Below are 20,750 nucleotides of genomic sequence, written 5' to 3'. Positions count from 1 at the left end.
CGCGCCCGGCGCCGCCCGCCCCGGCCGGCACCGGCCTGCGCGGGAAGCTCGGCGGCAACGCCTTCCGGCGCCGGTCCGGACTGGGCACCAGGGGTCCCACTGGCGGCGGCCCCGTCAGAGCCGACACCGGAGCCCGTCTCCTCGCCCCCCACAGCTGCGGGAGCGGGAGCCACAGCAGGAGCAGGAGCAGAAGCCGGAGCCGGAGCAACAACAGGAGCAGCAACAGGAGCAGGGCCAGCCGCAGCCGCAGCCGCAGCAACAGGCGCAGGCGCGAGCACGGGCGCAGACGCAGACGCAGCAACAGGCGCGGGCACGGGCGCAGGCGTCCCGCCCCCCGCTCCGATCGGCACATCGAGCACATACGCACTGCCGCTCATCCCCGGCACCTCGTGCGTCTGCACCACGCCGCCGTGCGCCCGCACGATCCCCCGGACGATGGGCTCGTGGACCGGGTCGCCGCCCGCGTACGGCCCCCGTACCTCGATCCGTACGCTCTCCCCGCGCTGTGCGGCCGCGACGACCACGGTCGAGTCGACGTAGCCGGTCTGCGCGACGGGCACACGCGTGTTGCCGGTCGCGTCGATCCCGGCGACGTCGGCGATCAGATGCGCGAGCGCGGTGGCCAGGCGCGCCGGGTCCACCTCGGCCTCGATGGGCGGCGCGTGCACGGCGAACTGGACCCGGCCGGGCCCGATCAGCTCCACGGCCCCCTCGACACCGGCGGCGACGACACCGTCCAGCAGGACGGGCGTACGGGAGATCTGTTCGTCGCCGGAGTCGAGCAGCTGGTAGGCGAGGACGTTGTCGACGAGCGTCGTCATGCGGGCGTACCCGGCGCTGAGGTGGTGCAGCACCTGGTTGGCCTCGGGCCACAGCTGCCCCGCGTCGTCGGCGGCGAGCTGCCCCAGCTCCCGGCGGAGCTCCTCAAGGGGCCCGCGCAGCGACTGGCCGAGAACGGCGAGCAGCTGAGAGTGGCGCGCGGCCAACTCCTCGTACCGGTCCTTCTCGCGCTCGGCGAACGCGGCGCCGCGCTCCCGCTCGGCGGACAGCTCCTCGGCGTGCTGCTCGCGGGCGGCGTCGAGCTCACCGGTCAGTTCGTCCCGCACCCGCTCCAGCTCGGCGGCGTGCTCCTCGCGCTCGCGCTCGGCGGCCTCGTCCCGGCGGGCGATCTCCTCGGCGTGCTCGGCGACGAGCTTCTCGTACGGGCGCCGGTCGGTGAACGTCATCACGGCGCCGACGAGTTGATCACCGTCGCGTACGGGTGCGGTCGTCATGTCGACGGGCACCTGGGCGCCGCTCTTGTTCCACAGCACCTGCCCGCGCACCCGGTGCTTGCGACCGGAGCGCAGCGTGTCGGCGAGCGGCGACTCGTCGTACGGGAAGGGCTCGCCGTCGGGCCGGGAGTGCAGGACGAGCGGGTGCAGCTCCTGGCCGCCGAGGTCGCTGGCGCGGAAGCCGAGTATCTGCGCGGCGGCGGGGTTGACGAGCACGATGCGCCCGTCGGTGTCGGTGCCGACGACGCCCTCGGCGGCGGCCCGCAGGATCATCTCGGTCTGCCGCTGGGAACGGGCCAGCTCGGCCTCGGTGTCCAGCGTCCCGGAGAGATCACGTACGACGAGCATCAGCAGTTCGGTGCCGCTGTATCCGCCGCCCATGGTGGCGCCGCCGGTCCCGTACGGGTCCACGGCGTCGCGCGCGCTGTCGGCGAGGTTGGCGGAGGTGACCTCCACGGCGAACTCGCTGCCGTCGGTGCGCCGGGCGATCATCCGGTGCGGTTTGGTGCGGCCGCGCTCGTCGGTGACGGTGTCAGGGCGCCGCATCGACCCCGGGATCAGCCGGGAGTCGAACTCCGGCAGCAGATCGAGCAGCCCACGCCCCACGAGCGCGGTGCCCGGCGCCTCGAAGGCTTCGAGCGCGATCGAGTTGGCGTTGACGACCGTGCCGTTGGTGTTGACCAGGACGAGCGCGTCCGGAAGCGCATCGAGTATGGCTGCGAGGCGAGCAGCGCCTCGGGATGGCCTGCTGCTCACGAAACGCTTCCTCCCTGTTACCGCGACTTGCCGACCGCCCGAGCCATCTTGCCTCGCGGCCCGCGGCGTGTCACGGGAGGGAGTCTACGGGCAGTGGTTGTGCCCGTGGCGCCGGATGATGCGGACCACCCGTGGAGGTGGTGAAGAACGACGTGGGGCGCCGTAAAGGATGTGTCGGTCCCGCGTCCGCGCTGTCGCCGTGCCGTGACGGCTCGCGCGCGGGGGCATGCGGGGGCACGCGGGGGCACGCGCGGGTGAAAGTGGGTGGAGAAGGGCTTTGCCCTGCACCCGGCCCGCCTAGTACCGTGGGAGCCGATTGGTGACGCGGCGCGCGGCTGTGTCATCATCTGCACGCAACCACTCGCCATTGCGCGGGCGGCTCTGCGCTGGAGGCGTCGCCTAGTCCGGTCTATGGCGCCGCACTGCTAATGCGGTTTGGGGTCAACCCCCCATCGAGGGTTCAAATCCCTCCGCCTCCGCACCAAGATCCGAAGCCCCGGTCCACCAGGACCGGGGCTTCGGCGTTCTTGCGCCCCTCGCCTCGGCCCCGGATGGCGTTTCCGCAGGTCACAAGGGGTGCGGCAAACGGATTTCACATGGCGGCGGCAGTCATGTAATGTTCTTCCTGTCGCCGCGAGCGGGCCGAAAGGCCGGGGAGCGGAGACAAGAACAAAAGTAAAAACAAGCACTCGTAGCTTAACGGATAGAGCATCTGACTACGGATCAGAAGGTTGCAGGTTCGAATCCTGCCGAGTGCACAACGGACCAGAGGCCCTGTGGAGTGATCCACAGGGCCTCTGGCTTCTCTGCCTTGACGCTTTGACGGCAGTGGTCGACGGCTACTGGCTCGGAGATCGGCTGAGGCGGTGCTGAGTAGCCGTACTCATGCGCCTGCCTTGCCCGCGCGGCCAAGGTGGCGGGTATGAATCTGCCGGTCGCACCACGTGCCTACGACGCCACCACCGACCCGCGACGCCGCACCCGAGCCGACCGGGGCGCTGACATCGGAGCCGGGTGTGGCCTGGTGTTCCTGGAGCTGATCGCCCTGGCGGTGATCTTTTGGCTCTGGTTCTTGTCGGGGTTCAACCTCGACCCGGCCCGGACGGTCATGCCCGACTCGTTATGGAAGTACCTCGCCGCCGCCGGTGGTGTCGGAGTTCTCGCGATCGTGGCAGCCGCGATCGCCGCACGGGCCGGCGCTGTCGTAACGGTGGTCGCTCAGGTCGTCATGGCCGTCGTGATCCTCGTCGTGGTCTTCGGCGGGGCGACGCTCCAGTCTCACCAGGACCAGCTCTGCCGTGACGTGCCATCAGCGGCGGACTGCGAGGACGGAAACTGAGCGCCGGGAGTCCACGCGGCCCGAGTCCACCCGGTCCGAGCCCACCCGGCCCCCTGGCTCAGTCCCGCTGGGCGGAGGTCAGGCGCGCCACCAGCGCCAGCACCAGCCCCGCGGCGACGAGGTAGAGGCCGAGGCGGTCCTCGGGCACCGCCCGTGACCACACCCGCCAGGTCGACAGGGTGGAGCTGTCGGATGCGAGGAAGCTCGCGTAGACGCGGGGAGGCCCGCTGGTCCGGTCGCGGATCCAGAGCAGGGCGCCGATGGTGGCGCAGGTCGCTGATATCGCGTACAGGACAGCAGTGGTGCGCGGGGCCGGTCTGGCCACAGGGTCTCCTCACCTCGGGCTTCCGCCCTGACAGTACGCAGGGCGCGCAGGGCGCACGCTTGCCCCTTGCCTTGGCCGTCCTTGCCTTGCCGTCCTCGCCCTGGCCGTCCTCGCCCTGTCAGTCGCGGATCGGGGGCAGCTTCCGGCGTTTCCAGCCGGAATAGCCGTACTTGGTCCGCTTCAGGCCACGGGTGAACAGAATCGATCCGGTGAGGCTGGCTGCCGCGAAAAGCAGGGTGAGGATGAGCCCGAGCGGCTCGCGGTCTCCGGTCAAGGAGCGGACCGCTCGCATCAACTGCCCGGCACCGATGAACAGTACGCCCCACCCCTCCATGGTGTCGGCACGCCGACGGCGTTGCCGCAGGACAAGCCACGTGCCACCAGTTACGCAGAAGACGGCACCGCATCCGAAGGCCACCGTGGCGAACATCCCCACCTCCGGTCGGAAGCGTATCGATCCCGGCGGCAGCGGGGTTCTCACCCCGTCGAGCGCACGGCAAGGAGCGCGCCGGACGGTGGACCGGGGGCCGGTGCGTGGGTGAGTGTGGTCGGCATGAGTGATCACAGCGACGCGCCTGTCGGAACCGGAAGCGTCACGCCGCTGCCCGCCTTTGAACCCCCGTACTACGTGGTCGTGTTCAGTTCTGTGCTGACCGACGGGGACCAGAGCGGGTACGACGAGACCGACGAGCGGATGGATGAGCTGGTGAGGGAGGTGCCCGGGTATCTCGGGCACGAGTCCGCCCGGACGCCCGGCGGGCTCGGCATCACGGTGTCCTACTTCCGGGACCTCGCCGCCATCGAGGAGTGGCGGGGCACCGGCGAGCACCGCGCCGCGCAGAAGCGTGGGCGCGCCGAGTGGTACGAGCGGTACACCGTGCATGTGGCCCGGGTGGAGCGGAGCCATGGGTTCGAGCGTGCGTGAGGCCGAGGGCGGGGGTGACGGCATGGGCGAAAGCGGGGGCGAGGGGCGGGCGGTCGCGCGGTTTGTCGAGCGGCACCGGCTGCCGGGGCTCGTCGACGTCCATACGCACTTCATGCCGGAGCGCGTGCTGCGCAAGGTGTGGGCGTACTTCGACGCGGTCGGGCCGCTCACCGGGACCGAGTGGCCGATCACCTACCGGGAGGAGGAGAGCCGGCGGGTCGAACTCCTGCGGGAGTTCGGGGTCGTGGCGTACACGTCCATGCTCTATCCGCACAAGGCCGGGATGGCCGAGTGGCTGAACGGGTGGGCGGCCCGGTTCGCCGCCCGCACGCCGCGCTGTCTGCACACCGCGACCTTCTTCCCCGAGCCCGGCGTGGAGACCTACGTGCGGCGGGCGTTGGACGACGGGGCGCGGGTCTTCAAGGCGCACGTGCAGGTGGGCGGCTACGACCCGTGCGATCCGCTGCTCGACCCCGTGTGGGGGGTGTTGGCCGAGGCGCGGGTGCCTGTCGTCACGCACTGCGGGTCGGGGCCCGCGCCCGGCAAGCACACCGGGCCCGAGCCGGTCGCCCGCGTACTGGCCCGGCATCCGCGGCTGCCGATCGTCGTCGCGCACATGGGGATGCCGGAGTACGGGGAGTTCCTGGACCTTGCCGAGCGGTATCCGGAGGTGCGGCTCGACACGACGATGGCGTTCACGGACTTCGCCGAGCGGATCTCCCCCTTCCCCGCGGCGGAACGGGCGCGGCTCGCCGATCTCGGGGACCGGGTGCTCTTCGGGAGCGACTTCCCGAACATTCCGTACCCGTACGTGCATCAGTTGGAGGTGATCGAGCGGCTCGGTCTCGGGAGCGACTGGGTGCGGGCCGTGTGCCACGGGAACGGGGCCGCGCTGTTCCGGCTCGGCTGAATTCTGCTCGGCTGGGCTCTTGCTCGGCTGAGTTCGGCTCGGCTGGGCTCTTGCGCGGCTGGGTTCGGCTCAGCTGGGGTTCGGATCGGCTGAGACGGCCTGAGTCCCGCCGGTGGATTTCTCAGGAGATTCACAGGTTCGGGAAAGGGTGTTCTCAGAGGCGCCGAGCACGGTTGCACCATGACCGCGACCTCGCCCCAGGGGCGTACCGAACTGCTGAGGCCGGACGGGAGCCCCGTCCGGGTGCTTGTCGTGGACGACGAGCAGTCCATCACCGAACTGTTGTCCATGGCCCTGCGTTACGAGGGCTGGGAGATCCGTACCGCCGGTGACGGGTTCGCAGCCGTGCAGAGCGCGCGCGACTTCCGGCCCGACGCCGTCGTGCTCGACATGATGCTGCCCGACATGGACGGGCTGACCGTTCTCGGACGGCTGCGCCGCGAGCTCCAGGACGTTCCGGTGCTGTTCCTGACGGCCAAGGACGCCGTCGAGGACCGCATCGCCGGTCTCACGGCCGGGGGCGACGACTACGTCACCAAGCCGTTCAGCCTGGAGGAGGTCGTGGCGCGGCTGCGGGGGCTCATCCGGCGGACCGGCGCGGCCGACCGGCGGAGCGAGTCCGTCCTTGTCGTGGGTGACCTCATGCTCGACGAGGACAGCCACGAGGTGTCGCGCGGCGGGGCCAACATCCACCTCACCGCGACCGAGTTCGAGCTGCTGCGCTTCCTCATGCGCAATCCGCGGCGCGTGCTCAGCAAGGCGCAGATCCTCGACCGTGTGTGGTCGTACGACTTCGGCGGGCAGGCCAACGTCGTCGAGCTGTACATCTCCTACCTGCGGCGCAAGATCGACGTGGGGCGTGAACCGATGATCCATACCCGCCGTGGCGCCGGGTATCTGATCAAGCCTGCCGCGACGACGGTTTCGTGAGACGGCCGGCGCGCCGGCCGAGGTCGCTGCGGAGCCGCCTCGTCATCACCGCGGTCGGCCTCATCGCACTGGTCAGCGTGGTCATCGGCACGGTGACCACGCTGGCGCTGCACACGTATCTGTACGGTCAGCTGGACGAGAAGGTGCGGCAGACCGTCGCGCTGGCCGACGGCTTCGGCCCCGGCGGGCAGCGGCCGGCACCGGGGCAGCACCACGAGCCGAGCCTCGGGTTCCTCAGCGGTCCCACGCGAGAGGACACCGTGGGCGCGCTCGTCGCGTCCGACGGCACCGTCACCGCTGCGGAGCGCAGCGTCCAGGCTCGGGACGCGGGCGACCGCACCACCAGCCTCAGCCAGGACCAGCAAGACGCTCTCGCCTCCGTCCCCCGGGACGGCACCGCGCACAGCGTCACGCTGCCGGGCCTCGGCGACTACCGCGTGGTGTCGTCCGGCGACGGCCGTCTCGTCGTGGGCCTCAAGGCCGAGGACGTGGAGTCCACCCTCAACACGCTCATCCTCACAGAGGTGTGTGTCACCGCCGTGGGCCTGCTCGCCGCGGGCGTCACGGGTGCCGTGATGGTCGGCGTCAACCTCCGCCCCCTGCGCCGCGTCGCCGCCACGGCCACCCGCGTCTCCGAACTGCCCCTGCACAGCGGCGAGGTGACCCTCTACGAGCGGGTACCCGAGTCCGAGGCCGATCCGCGGACCGAGGTCGGGCAGGTCGGGGCCGCGCTCAACCGGATGCTCGACCACGTGCACGGCGCCCTTGAGGCGCGGCAGCAGAGCGAGACGCGGGTGCGGCAGTTCGTCGCCGACGCCAGCCACGAACTGCGCACGCCCCTCGCCTCGATCCGCGGTTACGCCGAGCTGACGCGGCGCGGGCGCGAGGAGACCGGGCCCGACACCCGGCACGCCCTGGGCCGCATCGAGTCCGAGGCCCACCGGATGACCGGGCTCGTCGAGGACCTGCTGCTGCTCGCGCGGCTCGACGCGGGCAGACCGCTGTCGTACGAGCCGACCGACCTGTCGCCGCTCGTCGTCGACGTGCTCAGCGACGCACGGGTCGCCGGGCAGGGCCACCGGTGGCGGCTCGAACTGCCCGACGAGCCCGCCCCCGTGCTCGCCGACTCCGCCCGCCTCCACCAGGTCCTGGTCAACCTCCTTGCCAACGCCCGTACGCACACGCCGCCCGGCACCACCGTCACCGCGCGCGTGCACCGGCACGGCCGGTGGGTCCGCCTCGACGTACAGGACGACGGGCCGGGGATTCCGCCGGAGCTGCTGCCGCACGTCTTCGAGCGGTTCGCGCGCGGCGACTCGTCGCGGTCGCGCAAGGCCGGGTCGACCGGGCTCGGGCTCGCCATCGTGCAGGCCGTCGCGGCCGCGCACGGCGGCGCGGTGACGGTCGAATCGGCGCCGGGCCGCACCGTGTTCACCGTGCATCTGCCGGTGTACCAGGAGCAGCCCGCCGCTCCGGTGCCCGCAGCGCCGGTGTCCTCCGCTCCGGTGTCCTCTGGGCCGGTGTCCTCTGGGCCGGTGCCCGCGCCGCCGATGCCCGCCGCCCAGACGTACGGCACGCCGACGCCTCCGCACTCACAGGCAGGCCAAAGCTTCACCACACAGCGCTGACAGGGCAGTTGACGAATGTCGACGCCATGCGAACCGACTCTTCCACGGGCATCGGCCACATCCCATCGAGCCCCACCACCGCGAAGCTCGGCGCGCTGCCGGCCCGGGAACACCTCCTGGTCGGCAGCGCCCACGGTGACACCGGCACCCCCGTCCTCGACGTCGTCATCCCCGTCTACAACGAGGAGAAGGACCTCGGCGCGTGCGTGCACCGGCTGCACGAGCACCTCGCGCGCACCTTCCCCTACCGCTTCCGCGTCACGGTCGCGGACAACGCCTCCACGGACACCACCCCGGACGTGGCCCGGCGGCTCATCGCAGAGCTGCCGGGAACCGTCCGCTACTCCCGGCTTGAGCAGAAGGGGCGAGGGCGGGCGCTGCGGGCCGTGTGGTCGGCGTCCGACGCGCCGATCCTCGCGTACATGGACGTGGACCTGTCCACCGACCTCAACGCGCTGCTCCCGCTGGTCGCCCCGCTGATCTCGGGCCACTCGGACCTCGCCATCGGGTCCCGGCTCGCCCGCAGCTCCCGCGTCGTGCGCGGTCCGAAACGCGAGTTCATCTCGCGCGCCTACAACCTCATCCTGCGCGGCTCGCTCCAGGCGCGGTTCTCCGACGCGCAGTGCGGGTTCAAGGCGATCCGGCGCGATGTCGCGCAGGTGTTGCTGCCGCTGGTCGAGGACACCGGCTGGTTCTTCGACACGGAGATGCTGGTGCTCGCCGAGCGGGCCGGTCTCCGCATCCACGAGGTGCCGGTCGACTGGGTGGACGACCCGGACTCCACCGTGCACATCGTGAGGACCGCGACCGACGACCTGAAGGGCGTGTGGCGTGTCGGCAAGGCGCTCGCCACCGGGTCGCTGCCCCTGGACCGGCTCGCCCGCCCGTTCGGCGACGACCCGCGCGACCGCACCCTCGCCGACGTGCCCAAGGGCCTGGCCCGCCAGCTGGTCGGGTTCTGCGTCGTCGGCGGCCTGTCCACGCTGTTCTACCTGCTGCTCTACTCCGGCTTCCGTACGTTCTCGGGCTCGCAGGTGGCCAACGCGTTCGCCCTTCTCGTCTCCGCCGTCGCCAACACCGCCGCCAACCGGCGGCTCACGTTCGGGGTTCGCGGCCGTGACCGGGCCGTGCGCCATCAGGTGCAGGGGCTCGTCGTCTTCGGTATCGGGCTCGCCCTGACGAGCGGCTCGCTCGCCGGGCTCGACGCCGCCTCCGGCAACCCGTCGCACTCCACCGAGCTGGCCGTCCTGGTCGTGGCCAACCTCGCGGCGACCGTGCTGCGGTTCCTGCTCTTCCGGGCATGGGTGTTCCCCGAGCGGGGGGCGGAGACCGGGCCGCGGGGCGGCTGGGCGGAGGACGCGACCGTGCGGACGCGGACCGTAGGCGGGCACGACCACGACTCCTGGGACCAGCGATGACCGCAGACCTGAACACCTCCGCAGACCGGAATCCCTCCGCAGGCCGGGCTCCCTCGTACCGGGCTCCCTCGTACGAGGGCGGTTCCGCGGCCTCCACGGCGCCTGCGGCCTCCGCGGCCTTCGCAGGCCACGGCAACGGCCACACGCACGGTCGGCCCAGGCAGAGGCCGCATGTGCGAGTGTGGCGCGGCAGGGCGGAGGACGCGGTCTGGGTGCGGCCCGTCTTCCTCGGTCTGCTCCTCCTCATCGGCCTCGCCTACCTCTGGAACCTCTCCGCCTCCGGTTACGCCAACGCGTTCTACTCGGCGGCCGTCCAGGCGGGCAGCGAGAGCTGGAAGGCGTTCTTCTTCGGCTCGTCCGACGCCGCCAACGCCATCACCGTCGACAAGCCCCCGGCCGCCCTGTGGCCCATGGCCCTGTCGGTGCGGCTCTTCGGCCTCGGCTCGTGGGCGATCCTCGTGCCCCAGGTACTGATGGGCATGGCGACGGCCGGTGTGCTGTACGCGGCCGTACGGCGCAGGTTCAGTGCCGCCGCCGGGCTCATCACCATGGCCGTGTTCGCGACCACGCCCGTCGCCGCGCTGATGTTCCGGTTCAACAACCCGGACGCGCTGCTCGCGCTGCTGATGACCACGACCGTGTACTGCGTGCTGCGCGCCATGGAGCGGGCCCGGACGAAGTGGCTCGTGCTCGCGGGTGTCGCGGTCGGGTTCGCGTTCCTGACCAAGACGCTCCAGGCGTTCTTGATCCTTCCGCCGCTGGCCGTGCTGTACGCCGTGTTCGCTCCGACACGGCTGCGGCGCAGGCTCGGGCAGCTGGCCCTCGCCACGGTCGCGATGGTCGTCGCGGGCGGCTGGTGGGTGGCGGTCGTCGAGCTGTGGCCCGCGTCGTCGCGGCCGTACAGCGGCGGCTCCCAGAACAACTCGTTCCTTGAACTCACCTTCGGCTACAACGGGTTCGGCCGCCTGAGCGGAGACGAGACGGGGTCCGTCGGGGGTGGCGGGGGCGGTGCCGGTGGCGGGACCGGGCAGTGGGGTGCCACCGGCATCGGGCGGATGTTCAACTCCGAGATCGGCGGCCAGATCTCGTGGCTCATCCCCGCCGCGTTGATCCTTTTCGTGGTGGGTGTGGTGCTGACCTGGAAGGCCGGGCGGACGGACACCGCGCGCGCCGCGTTCCTCGCGTGGGGCGGGTCGATGGTGACGACCGGGCTCGTCTTCAGCTTCATGGCCGGGATCTTCCACCAGTACTACACCGTCGCCCTCGCCCCGTACGTCGCGGCGGTCGTCGGCATGGGCGCCACGGTGCTGTGGGAGGAGCGGTCGAGGGTCGCCGCCTCCGTGACGCTGGGCTCGGTCGTGGCGGTCACCGGAGTGTGGGCGTACGTCCTGCTCGGGCGGGTCCCGGACTACCTGCCGTGGCTGCGGTGGGCGGTGCTGATCGGCTCGCTCGTGGCCGGGCTCGGCATCTCGGTGGCCGGGCGGCTCGGGCGGGGGCTCGCACTCGGCGCGGCGGGGCTCGGTCTCGCGGTGTCGCTCGCGGCGCCGACCGCGTACTCCCTCACCACGCTCGGCTCCGGGCACACCGGGTCGATCGTCACGGCCGGGCCGAGCGGCGCGAGCCCGATGGGCGGCGGCGGTCACGGTGGCAGCCCCGGTGGCGGCGGCAGGGGCGGATTCCCCCGCGGCGGGATGCCCGGCCACACGGCTGCCGGCACGATGCCCGGTGGCGCCATGCCCGGCCGCACGGCCACCGGCACGATGCCCGGTGGCGCCGCCCCGGGCGAACGCGGCCGTAGGGGCGGCGGTGCCGGAGGCGGCGGCATGGGCGGCCTGCTCAACGGCGCCACGGTCACCGGCGAGGCCAGGAAGCTGCTCCGGGCGAACGCGGGCGACTACACCTGGGTCGCCGCCACGGTCGGCTCGCAGAACCAGGCCAGCTACCAACTCGCCACCGGCGACCCGGTGATGGCGGTCGGAGGCTTCAACGGCACCGACCCGTCGCCGACGCTCGCCCAGTTCAAGAAGTACGTGGCGGACGGCAAGATCCACTACTTCATCGCGAGCGGCAGGGGCGGAGGCGCGGGCGGAGGCGGCGGAGCCATGGGCGGCTCCGGTACCGGCACCTCGTCCGAGATCACGTCGTGGGTCGAGGCCAACTTCAAGAAGGTCACGGTCGGCAGCGCCACGTTCTACGACCTGACCCAGCCGAAGAGCTGAGACGTGGCGGCTCGCGGCGGTGCGCCGAAAATCGAGTTGTACACCGTACAAGTAGCTCTTTACGGTGTATGGCATGTCGTCCACGCGCACCGAACGCGAACCCACCCCGGCCGTCGGCCAGGCCCACCCGCGACGCTGGCTGATCCTCGGCGTCATCTGCCTCGCCCAGCTGACCGTGCTGCTCGACAACACCGTCCTCAACGTCGCGATCCCCTCCCTCACCCGGGAGCTGGGCGCCTCCACCTCCGACATCCAGTGGGTGATCAGCGCCTACTCGCTCGTCCAGTCGGGGCTGCTGCTCACCGCGGGCTCCAGCTCCGACCGCTACGGCCGCAGGAAGATGCTGGCGGCCGGGCTCGTGCTCTTCGGCACGGGTTCGCTCGTCGCCGGGCTCGCCGGGTCCACCGGGCAGCTGATCGCCGCGCGGGCGGGCATGGGCGTCGGCGGGGCGCTGTTGATGACCACCACGCTCGCGGTCGTCGTACAGATCTTCGACGACGGCGAGCGAGTCAAGGCCATCGGCATCTGGGCCACCGTCAACTCGCTCGGCTTCGCCGTCGGCCCGCTGCTCGGCGGCGTCATGCTCGACCACTTCTGGTGGGGATCGATCTTCCTGATCAACATTCCGGTCGCCGTGATCGGGCTGGTCGCCGTGCTGACCCTCGTCCCCGAGTCCAAGAACCCGCGGGGCGACCGGCCCGACCTGCTCGGCGCGCTGCTCTCCACCGTCGGGATGACCGGGATCGTCTACGCGATCATCTCCGGCCCTGACGCCGGCTGGACCTCCGCCCGCACCCTCGCCTCGGCGGCCGTCGGCGTCGTCTTCATGGCCGCGTTCGTCGCCTGGGAGCTGCGCACCCCGCACCCGATGCTCGACATGCACTTCTTCCGGAACCAGAAGTTCACGGGCGCGGTCGCCGGGGCGATCCTCGTCGCGTTCGGCATGGGCGGCTCGCTGTTCCTGCTCACCCAGCACCTCCAGTTCGTCCTCGGCTACCAGCCGTTGGAGGCCGGTCTTCGGACGGCTCCGCTGGCCCTGACCGTGGTCGCGCTCAACCTGACCGGGGTCGGCGCCCGGCTGCTGCCGAAGCTGGGCGCGCCGCTGACCATCGCCGCGGGGATGAGCTGCCTGGCGGGCGGGCTCGCCGCGATCGCGCTGCTCGGTGGGGACAGCTACGGCGGGATGCTGTTCGGGCTCGTCGTCATGGGCGCCGGTATCGCCCTCGCCATGCCGGCCATGGCCAACGCCATCATGAGCGCGATCCCGCCCGAGAAGGCGGGCGTCGGGGCCGGGGTCAACGGCACCCTCGCGGAGTTCGGCAACGGTCTCGGTGTCGCCGTGCTCGGGGCCGTGCTCAACGCCCGTTTCGCCGCGCTGGTCTCCGTCTCCGCCGCCTCCCTGCCGGCGGCGCTCGCCGCCGCCCGGTCGGCCGGGGAGAGGGCGCGGGTGGCGGACGCGTTCGCGTCGGGCCTGGAGACCAGTCAGCTGGTGGGCGCCGTCGCCGTACTGTGCGGTGGTCTGCTCGCCGCGGCGTTGCTCAGGCGCGCGGAGAGGGCAGACTCTGCCGTGGTGGCATCCGCATAGCATCCGGTGCGGGCGGAGGCGCCGATTCCGGTACCTGTATGACGACTCCTGGGAAGGTGCGCCATGGCGAAGGCAGCGCGGACACGGATCAGTGTCTGGCTGGAGAACTCCGGGACCGCCGGAACAGGTACCGGGTCCGGAACAGGTGCCGGATCCGGAACAGGCACCAGCACCGGGGCCGGGGCGGCCAGGGCGACGCGTACCCGACGGGGCGAGCAGCCCAGCGGCCTCGACCGCGACCGGATCACCGAGGCCACGGCCAAGCTGCTCGACGCGGAGGGACTCGCCAAGTTCTCCATGCGGCGCCTCGCGGGCGAACTCGGTGTCACGGCGATGTCCCTGTACTGGTACGTCGACACCAAGGACGATCTGCTGGAGCTCGCGCTCGACCGGGTGTTCGGGGAGTTCCCGGACCGGGCGGCGGCGGGAGGCCCCGGCCCGGACGTCGGCCCCTCGTGGCAGACGGAGCTGCGGGAGCTGGCCGCCGAGTACCGGGCACTGCTCGTACGCCACCCGTGGGTCTCGCCGCTGCTCGGCAACTTCCTCAACGTGGGCCCGCACGCGCTGCGCTTCGCCGCCGCCGTGCAGCGGGTCATGGCCCGCACGGGCCTGTCGCCCGCGGCGCAGCGCGGCGCGATCCCCTCGGTGTTCCAGTTCGTCTACGGGTTCGGGACCGTCGAGGGGCACTTCCGGCAGCGGTGCGCCGAGGTCGGCATGGAGCAGGACGAGTACTTCCGCAAGGCGATGGCGGAGTTCACGATGCCGCCGGAGATGGCGGAGACCTTTCAGCACACGGAGCGGGTCATGGAGGAGATGGACTCCGGCGAGACGGTCGAGCAGATCAGGGACCGGGACTTCCGGACCGCGCTCGACCTCCAGATCGCCGGGATCGAGGCGTTGGTGGCACGGGAGCCGGACCGCGGGTAGGCCGGGGGCGGGGTGGGGGCGCCCCAGGTGCCCCGGCCTACCGGCCCAGCCGCGCCGGAAAGCCCCCGGTCGCCACCGGCCCCCACCGCTGCGGGGTCACCCGGATGATCGACTTGCCCTGCTTGAGCATCGCCTCCCGGTACTCCGCCCAGTCCGGGTGCTCGCCCGAGATGGTGCGGAAGTACTCGACGAGCGGTTCCACGGAGTCGGGGGAGTCGATCACCTCGGCCGTGCCGTCGACCTGGACCCACGGCCCGTTCCAGTCGTCGCTGAGCACCACCACGCTCACCCGCGGATCCCGCTTGGCGTTACGCGTCTTGGCGCGCTCCGGGTAGGTGGAGACGACGATCCGGCCCGCGTCGTCGACACCGCAGGTCAGGGGCGATGCCTGCGGGGTGCCGTCGGCGCGGGCCGTGATCAGCAGGGCGCGGTGGCGCGGGCGTACGAAGTCGAGCAACTCGTCGAGGGAGACACGGGTGTTGGTCGCGATGTTCGGTGCCATGACGCCAGCGTAGTTACACGCTGGGCAGCGAGTCCCCCTGCACCGCCTGGATGTCGAGCTCGACCTTCAGCGTCGCGCCGATCGCCGCGATGCCGGCCTGCACGATCTGGTTGTAGTTCATGGCGAAGTCCTCGCGCTTGAGCTCGGCGGTCGCCTTGAACGCGGCACGCGTGCCGCCCCACGGGTCGGCGCCCGTGCCCAGGTAGCTCAGGTCGAGGTCGACCTCGCGCACGACACCGTGCATGCCGAGCTGTCCGTGCACCGTCCAGCGGTCGGGCCCGGCCGGGGTCAGGCCCGTCGACCTGTACGTGATCTCGGGGTACGTCTCCACGTCCAGGAAGTCCGCGGACTTCAGGTGGCCGTCGCGCATGCCGTTGCCGGTGTCGATCGACGCCGCCTTGATCACCGCCTCGACGCGGGACTTCTCCACGTCCTGGGCGATGTCCACGCGGGCGCTGAACTCGGTGAACCGGCCGTGCACCGACGTGATCCCCAGGTGCTGCGCGGTGGCGGCGACCGTGGAGTGCGCCGGGTCGACCGTCCAGGGTCCCGGCGGCGGCAGCTCGGCCCCACCCTGCCGGGCCAGGACGACGGTGCCCACGTCCGCCCGCCCGGTCGCCGTGACCAGGGCCGTGGCGGCCGCCGGGCCGTAGCCGACGGCCGTCACGATCACGGTGTAAGGGCCGGGGGCCAGGCTCGACGCGTCGTGCACCGCCCCCTCGTCGTCGGCCTCGGCGCGCAGCACCTGCGCGCCGGTCATGTCGGTCACCGTGACGACGGCGTGCGGCAGAGCCCACCCGTCCCGCGTACGGATCCGCGCACTCAGTCCCATCGCGTCACATCTCCTAGCTCAAGTATTCGCACCCGTAAGGGGGTTGGTCAGGTCTCCTGTGCGCGCACAGCCGGGCCGCACACGGGTGCGGTGCGGCCCGGTCCGGTCCGGCCCTGAAGGAACTCCCGCTCCTCGCCGACCGCGCGTCCTACGCGTCCGGGTGCGACAGTTCGATGTCGTGGCCGTCCACGCCGCCGCCGTTCACGGACAGGTGCGTGGCCACCGGCGGGTAGCCGGTCGCGATGACCGTGTACTCGCCGCTGTCCAGGTCGGTGAAGGCGTACGCGCCGTCGTCACCGGTGGTGGAGGTCGCGACCACGTTGCCCGCCGCGTCGACCAGGGTGACCCGTGCGTCGTTCAGGGCGCGGCCGCTCGCCCGTACGGTGCCCTGGAGCTGCGCGCCCGAGTTGAGCTCGATCTCGACGCGGGTGACACCCGTGCCGCCGATCTCGACGGGCAGTGCCAGCGGACGGTGCCCCGCCGCGTTCACGGCGACCGTCACCGTGCCCGGCACGAGCTCGGCGAAGGTGAACTCGCCGTCCTGGCCCGACAGACCGGTGGCCAGCACGTCACCCCGCACGTCCGTGACGATCACCATGGCGCCGATCACGGCGGCCTTGGTGTCGGCGGCCCGTACGACACCGGTCAGACCGCTGGTGCCGCTGAGCAGGATGTCGTACGCGACCGGCTGCTCGCCGACGACCACGGTGGCGGCCTGCGGCTGGTAGCCGTCGGCCGAGGCGATCAGGACGTAGCTGCCGGAGCCGGGGGCGTCGACCGCGTACGAGCCGTCGGCCTGGGCCACGGCCCGGCCCAGCTGCCGTCCGCCCAGGGAGATCAGGGTGACCGCGGCGTGGGCGACCGGGGCGGACTCGGCGCCGCGGACGAATCCGTGCACCGGGGGGCCGCCGACCGGGGCCGAGCCGTCACCGGCGGTCGAGGCGGCCGAGGCGACGGCGGCCAGGGGCTGGGCCTGGGTCTGGGCCTGGGGCGTGAGACCCGTCTGCTCGTCGGTGGGGGCGCCCGCGCCGACCAGGCTGGGCACCTTGTCCGCCGGCGTGTCCTCCAGCGGCCCGGCGACGGCGGTCGCGGCGTCGACCGGCGCCTCGACCGCGGCGGCGGCCTGGGCATCGGCCGGGGCGGTGGCCGGGACGGGAGCCGCCTGGCCCTCGGCGGCCTGCTCGATGGCACCGGTGGTACGCAGCGGAACCTCCTTGATGAAGAGCGTCACGACGAACGCCAGGAACGCGACAGGGGCGGTGTACAGGAAGATGTCCGCGATGCCGTGCCCGTATGCGCTCTCGAGCCAGGTGCGGATGGGGGCGGGCAGCGCGCCCATGTCAGGGATCTGGCCGCTGCCCACGGCCTTGCCCGCCGCCACCTGCGCCTTCGGGTCGAGCGAGCCGATGGTGTCGGTGGCGTAGTGGGTGATGCGGGTGGTCATCACGGAGCCGAGCGCGGAGACGCCGAGCGCGCCGCCGAGGGACCGGAAGAACGTCACCACGGACGAGGCGGCGCCGAGGTCCTTGGGCGCGACCTGGTTCTGCGTGCAGAGCACGAGGTTCTGCATCATCATGCCGATGCCGAGACCCATCAGCGCCATGAAGATCGCCAGGCGCCAGTACGGCGTGTCGTAGCGCATGCTGCCCAGCAGGCCGAGACCCGCGGTCAGGAAGACACCGCCGGCGACGAGCCACGCCTTCCACTTGCCGCTGCGGGTGATGATCTGACCGGACACGGTCGACGCGACGAACAGTCCGCCGATCATCGGGATCGTCATGACACCGGACATCGTCGGCGTCTTGCCGCGCGCCAGCTGGAAGTACTGGGAGAAGAAGACCGTGCCCGCGAACATGGCGACACCGACGAACAGCGACGTCAGCGAGGCGAGCGCGATGGTGGGGTTGCGGAACAGGCGCAGCGGGATGATCGGCTCGTCGGCCTTGGCCTCGACGAGCAGGAAGATCAGCGCGAGCACGATCGAGCCACCGACCATCGTGTACGTCTGCCAGGACAGCCAGTCGTACTTGTCGTCGGCGAAGGTCACCCAGACCAGCAGCAGGCTGGCCGCCGCGGTGATGAAGAAGGCGCCCGCCCAGTCGACCTTGACCTTCCGCTTGACCACCGGAAGGTGCAGCGTCTTCTGGAGCACGACCAGGGCGATCAGCGCGAACGGCACACCCACGTAGAGGCACCAGCGCCAGCCGAGCCAGTCGGTGTCGGTGATGACGCCGCCGACGAGCGGGCCGCCGACGGTGGCGATGGCGAACGTGGCGCCCAGGTAACCGGAGTAACGGCCGCGCTCGCGCGGGGAGATCATCGCGGCCATGATGATCTGCGCGAGAGCGGAGAGACCGCCCGCGCCGATGCCCTGGATGGCGCGGGCCGAGATCAGCATGCCCGGGTTCTGCGCGAGACCGGCGACGACCGAGCCCGCGATGTAGACGACCAGGGCTATCTGGACCAGGACCTTCTTGCTGAAGAGGTCGGCCATCTTGCCCCACAGGGGCGTGGAGGCGGTCATGGCGAGCAGCGCCGCCGTGACGACCCAGGTGTAGGCGGACTGGCCGCCGCCCAGGTCACCGATGATCTTCGGCAGGGCGGTCGACACGATCGTCGACGAGATGATGGCGGCGAACATGCCGAGCAGCAGCCCGGAGAGCGCCTCCATGATCTGGCGGTGGCTCATCGGGGCGCCGGGCTGGTGCGCGGCGCCCGAGTGCGCTGAATGCTTGGCATGGCTGCCCCGCACACCGGCAGGTGTGGATGTTGCCATGGGAGGTCCTCTTCTTACGTCTGCGGGGTGGAAAGGAAGTCTGTGTACGGCGCTCGGCGCCGGTTCGGACGGGCCCAGGTACGGCCGGGGTCGGCTCTCCCGGACTCACCGGGCTCAGCACCCGGGCTCACGCGGGTGCGCGGGCGGCGGCGGTCACGGCGGTCGTCCGGCAGTCGCCGAAACTGTCGCGCAGCCGGGTCATGAGGGCGATCAACTGGTCGACCTCGTCGTCGGTCCAGTCGCTCAGCCGCTCGGCGAGCAGCTTGGTCGTGCACGCGTTGAGCACTTCCAGCTGTCGGCAGCCGTCGTCTGTGAGGGTCAGGATGCGTGAACGCTTGTCGGCGGGGTCGGGGTTGCGCGCGATCCAGCCGCGCGCGGCGACGTGTGCGACGTGGCGGCTTGCCACGGACACGTCGACGGCGAGCAGCTCCGCCATCCGGCTCATCCGCATGTTCCCGTACCGCTTGAGCAGCGTGAGAACGGCGGCCGATCCGGGCGGGCAGTCGGACGGCAGGATGCGCGCCATGTCCCGTTTGACGGCACCGAAGGCGCTCAGCTGTCGCGCCAGCTCGTCGTAGTGACGTTCGGTGGCCACGGCATCTCATCTCCCTATTTGTTGCTTAAGGCAACAATAGAACAAGTTGGTTGCCGCAGGCAAACGAAAGGGGGTGCTCGTGTTTAAAATCGCGGCAAAGAGCCCGCGAGGGTTGGTAAAAGTGCAGCTCAAGTGGGCTTTGTGGAGACTGTGGCGCCCGTGCCGTCGATTCGCTAGGGTCCTGCCTCATGGCACACAACCCTCAGGGCCCGGGCCCCCAAGGCAGCAACGACCCCGCGGGCAGCACCCAGATGTTCCGCGCTTTCGTCGACGAGCAGCCTCCCGCGGCGCGTCAGCAGACGGTCTCGAAGTCCGGGCCGAGCGCGGGTCTGATCCTGGGCATCGTCCTCGCGGTCGTGGTCGTCGCGGGCGTGGCCTGGCTGGCGTTCAAGTAACTGGTCTTCTGGTTCCAGTAACTGATCTTCTGGCTGGCCTTCTGGCTGGTCTCCTTACTGATCCTCAGTCGGGCGGGGCGGGGCGAGGCGGGCCGCTGTCAGCACAGGCCCTGGGGCTCCCTGTACCTCTCGGTCAGGTGTCGTCAGCGACGCCCGGAGCGGCGGCTGTCTACTCCGAGGGGTAGATGTCTCCGCCCCGCATGGCGCTCTCCTGTTCGATCCGGGATCGCAGCCTGCGCGACTTGCCCAGGAGTTTCTGCCGCTCCTCCGGGTCGCCGGCGTGCTCCGCGGCATCCGCCAGTTTCCGGGCCTCTTCGCGCATCTGCAGCAGCCGTGCGCGTGTCTCTTCGGTGCTCATGAGGGGACCTCGCCTTGTCTGTGTGTGGGGGGGGCCGGGAGTACGGATACAAGCGAATCAAGCTCAGGCGGCCCCGGCATCTCGACGTGCCGTCGCGTACGCCGTCGCGCTTCGCACCCCACCCACGATCCACTACGCGGCGTAGCCGGATCACCGGACCGTGCTGACGGGTTCGAGGGCGTAGGACACAGGGCACAGGGCGCCGGGCACAGGACACCGGGAACCGGGCACAGGGCACAGGACACCGGGCGCAGAGCGCAGGGCGCAGGACACAGGGCGCAGGACAGCCGCGGCACTCTCTTCGGCCGTGGCGGCTCTTCAACAGCGGCAGACCCTGCGCCGGTCACTTCCAGTCGACGGAGACATCACGCGTCTCCAGGTGCATGCCGAGCGGCACGCGCCAGGCGTCGACGCAGACCGTCCACGTCTTCTCCTTCTTCTCCCCCGCCTCGATGGGGGCGGGGAGGGCTTCCTTGGTCTCGATGGTCGCCCAGTCGATGCCGAGCGCCCCGATGACATGCGTCCCCAGTGTCACGGTGCCCGAACGCACAACGCTCCCACCGGAGTTGCGGAACGTCAGCGTCACGTCCTGACACCAGCGCTTGTCGGTGTCCTTGAGGTCCGGAGAACTCACCTTGAGCACGGCGGGACCGCTCGGCGAGGGCGAGGGCGACGGTGTCGAGGTGGGCGGGGACGTGGCCGTCCCGGCGGAGGACCGGCCGCCCGTGCCGGAGTGTTTCCCGACGGACGGGCCGGAAGCCGGGGTGTGGCCGCTTGGCGGCGCGGCGGACTGTTGCCGAGCCGCGGCCGCTGACGAGCCGCCGGGCACACCTGAACCGACAGCGCCATCGCTACTGCTACCGCTACCGCCTCCACCTCGGTCACCGCCGTCAGCACTGGCGCGGGAGCCCCCACCGCCACCAGCGCCGCCACCGGTACCACTACCACTACCACTACCACTACCTGAACGCCCGGACTCCTCACGGGAGTTCGTCCCGCCGGGACCGATCGGCACGAACCGCACCTTGCCGGTGGGCGACGCGGACACCGCGGGCG

Annotated in this window: 19 protein-coding genes and 2 tRNA genes; 12 read left to right on the top strand and 9 right to left on the bottom strand. The window is 71.3% G+C overall.

Annotation, left to right across the window (positions count from 1 at the left end; translation table 11 throughout):
- Nucleotides 1-2,030, bottom strand: a 2,030-nt coding sequence (locus tag OFY01_RS26285) for a PAS domain-containing sensor histidine kinase (protein WP_266603927.1), incomplete at its 3' end; no start/stop codon positions are given.
- A gap of 388 nt (nucleotides 2,031-2,418) precedes the next feature.
- Here OFY01_RS26285 and OFY01_RS26280 point away from each other — a divergent pair.
- From OFY01_RS26280 to OFY01_RS26270, 3 genes are all read left to right on the top strand, one after another.
- A tRNA-Ser gene (locus tag OFY01_RS26280) sits at nucleotides 2,419-2,509 on the top strand.
- A gap of 206 nt (nucleotides 2,510-2,715) precedes the next feature.
- Nucleotides 2,716-2,788 (top strand) — tRNA-Arg (locus OFY01_RS26275).
- 164 nt (nucleotides 2,789-2,952) lie between these two features.
- Nucleotides 2,953-3,369, top strand: a complete 417-nt coding sequence (locus OFY01_RS26270) for a DUF6234 family protein (protein WP_266603925.1) — start codon at nucleotides 2,953-2,955, stop codon at nucleotides 3,367-3,369.
- A gap of 58 nt (nucleotides 3,370-3,427) precedes the next feature.
- Here OFY01_RS26270 and OFY01_RS26265 read toward each other — a convergent pair whose 3' ends face one another.
- The gene (locus OFY01_RS26265; protein WP_266603924.1) at nucleotides 3,428-3,694 is read right to left on the bottom strand and encodes a hypothetical protein; all 267 of its coding nucleotides are present in this window, start codon (nucleotides 3,692-3,694) and stop codon (nucleotides 3,428-3,430) included.
- 118 nt (nucleotides 3,695-3,812) lie between these two features.
- Nucleotides 3,813-4,124: a hypothetical protein gene (locus tag OFY01_RS26260; RefSeq protein ID WP_266603923.1), complete on the bottom strand. Its 312-nt coding sequence runs from the start codon at nucleotides 4,122-4,124 to the stop codon at nucleotides 3,813-3,815.
- A gap of 123 nt (nucleotides 4,125-4,247) precedes the next feature.
- Here OFY01_RS26260 and OFY01_RS26255 point away from each other — a divergent pair, with 123 nt between their 5' ends.
- From OFY01_RS26255 to OFY01_RS26220, 8 genes are all read left to right on the top strand, one after another.
- Complete coding sequence (locus OFY01_RS26255) at nucleotides 4,248-4,619, top strand: antibiotic biosynthesis monooxygenase family protein (protein ID WP_266603922.1); 372 nt, start codon at nucleotides 4,248-4,250, stop codon at nucleotides 4,617-4,619.
- Nucleotides 4,620-4,641: 22 nt separating this feature from the next.
- The gene (locus OFY01_RS26250) at nucleotides 4,642-5,529 is read left to right on the top strand and encodes an amidohydrolase family protein (protein WP_266603936.1); all 888 of its coding nucleotides are present in this window, start codon (nucleotides 4,642-4,644) and stop codon (nucleotides 5,527-5,529) included.
- Nucleotides 5,530-5,709: 180 nt separating this feature from the next.
- Nucleotides 5,710-6,459, top strand: coding sequence for a response regulator transcription factor (locus OFY01_RS26245; RefSeq protein ID WP_323135562.1), 750 nt, complete (start codon nucleotides 5,710-5,712; stop codon nucleotides 6,457-6,459).
- Nucleotides 6,456-8,087 carry a sensor histidine kinase gene (locus OFY01_RS26240; protein ID WP_266603921.1) on the top strand — a complete coding sequence of 544 codons (1,632 nt, stop codon included), beginning with the start codon at nucleotides 6,456-6,458 and terminating at the stop codon, nucleotides 8,085-8,087. Before OFY01_RS26245 ends, OFY01_RS26240 begins: the two co-directional genes overlap by 4 nt.
- A 26-nt stretch (nucleotides 8,088-8,113) precedes the next feature.
- Nucleotides 8,114-9,505 carry a bifunctional glycosyltransferase family 2/GtrA family protein gene (locus OFY01_RS26235; protein WP_266603919.1) on the top strand — a complete coding sequence of 464 codons (1,392 nt, stop codon included), beginning with the start codon at nucleotides 8,114-8,116 and terminating at the stop codon, nucleotides 9,503-9,505.
- Nucleotides 9,502-11,724: an ArnT family glycosyltransferase gene (locus tag OFY01_RS26230; protein WP_407700425.1), complete on the top strand. Its 2,223-nt coding sequence runs from the start codon at nucleotides 9,502-9,504 to the stop codon at nucleotides 11,722-11,724. The genes OFY01_RS26235 and OFY01_RS26230 overlap by 4 nt, the downstream gene beginning before the upstream one ends.
- 73 nt (nucleotides 11,725-11,797) lie before the next feature.
- Nucleotides 11,798-13,309, top strand: a complete 1,512-nt coding sequence (locus OFY01_RS26225) for a DHA2 family efflux MFS transporter permease subunit (protein WP_266603916.1) — start codon at nucleotides 11,798-11,800, stop codon at nucleotides 13,307-13,309.
- A gap of 63 nt (nucleotides 13,310-13,372) precedes the next feature.
- Nucleotides 13,373-14,236 (top strand): TetR/AcrR family transcriptional regulator, encoded by an 864-nt coding sequence (locus OFY01_RS26220; RefSeq protein WP_266603915.1) that lies wholly within the window; start codon nucleotides 13,373-13,375, stop codon nucleotides 14,234-14,236.
- Between the two features lie 37 nt (nucleotides 14,237-14,273).
- Here OFY01_RS26220 and OFY01_RS26215 read toward each other — a convergent pair whose 3' ends face one another.
- The 4 genes from OFY01_RS26215 to OFY01_RS26200 form a co-directional block, all read right to left on the bottom strand.
- A complete protein-coding gene (locus OFY01_RS26215; RefSeq protein WP_266603914.1) occupies nucleotides 14,274-14,738 on the bottom strand; it encodes a PPOX class F420-dependent oxidoreductase in 465 nt (154 codons plus the stop codon).
- A 13-nt stretch (nucleotides 14,739-14,751) separates the two neighbouring features.
- Nucleotides 14,752-15,570: a YceI family protein gene (locus OFY01_RS26210; RefSeq protein WP_266603913.1), complete on the bottom strand. Its 819-nt coding sequence runs from the start codon at nucleotides 15,568-15,570 to the stop codon at nucleotides 14,752-14,754.
- Between the two features lie 148 nt (nucleotides 15,571-15,718).
- Nucleotides 15,719-18,346, bottom strand: coding sequence for an MFS transporter (locus OFY01_RS26205; protein ID WP_266603912.1), 2,628 nt, complete (start codon nucleotides 18,344-18,346; stop codon nucleotides 15,719-15,721).
- Nucleotides 18,347-18,473: 127 nt separating this feature from the next.
- Nucleotides 18,474-18,941 (bottom strand): MarR family winged helix-turn-helix transcriptional regulator, encoded by a 468-nt coding sequence (locus tag OFY01_RS26200; protein WP_266603911.1) that lies wholly within the window; start codon nucleotides 18,939-18,941, stop codon nucleotides 18,474-18,476.
- Between the two features lie 188 nt (nucleotides 18,942-19,129).
- On the opposite strand from OFY01_RS26200, the gene OFY01_RS26195 reads away from it, so the two are divergent.
- Nucleotides 19,130-19,336 (top strand): hypothetical protein, encoded by a 207-nt coding sequence (locus OFY01_RS26195; RefSeq protein WP_266603910.1) that lies wholly within the window; start codon nucleotides 19,130-19,132, stop codon nucleotides 19,334-19,336.
- A gap of 169 nt (nucleotides 19,337-19,505) precedes the next feature.
- Here OFY01_RS26195 and OFY01_RS26190 read toward each other — a convergent pair whose 3' ends face one another.
- Entirely contained in the window at nucleotides 19,506-19,694 is a 189-nt protein-coding gene (locus tag OFY01_RS26190) for a DUF6381 family protein (protein ID WP_266603909.1), read from the bottom strand.
- Between the two features lie 343 nt (nucleotides 19,695-20,037).
- The gene (locus OFY01_RS26185) at nucleotides 20,038-20,328 is read right to left on the bottom strand and encodes a hypothetical protein (RefSeq protein WP_266603908.1); all 291 of its coding nucleotides are present in this window, start codon (nucleotides 20,326-20,328) and stop codon (nucleotides 20,038-20,040) included.
- Between the last annotated feature and the right edge of the window lie 422 nt (nucleotides 20,329-20,750).

Origin of the sequence: Streptomyces beihaiensis, assembly GCF_026274175.1 — a bacterium.
GTDB lineage: Bacteria > Actinomycetota > Actinomycetes > Streptomycetales > Streptomycetaceae > Streptomyces > Streptomyces beihaiensis.
Note: the sequence above shows the minus strand (reverse complement) of the source record. Positions and strands in the feature narration are given on the sequence as shown.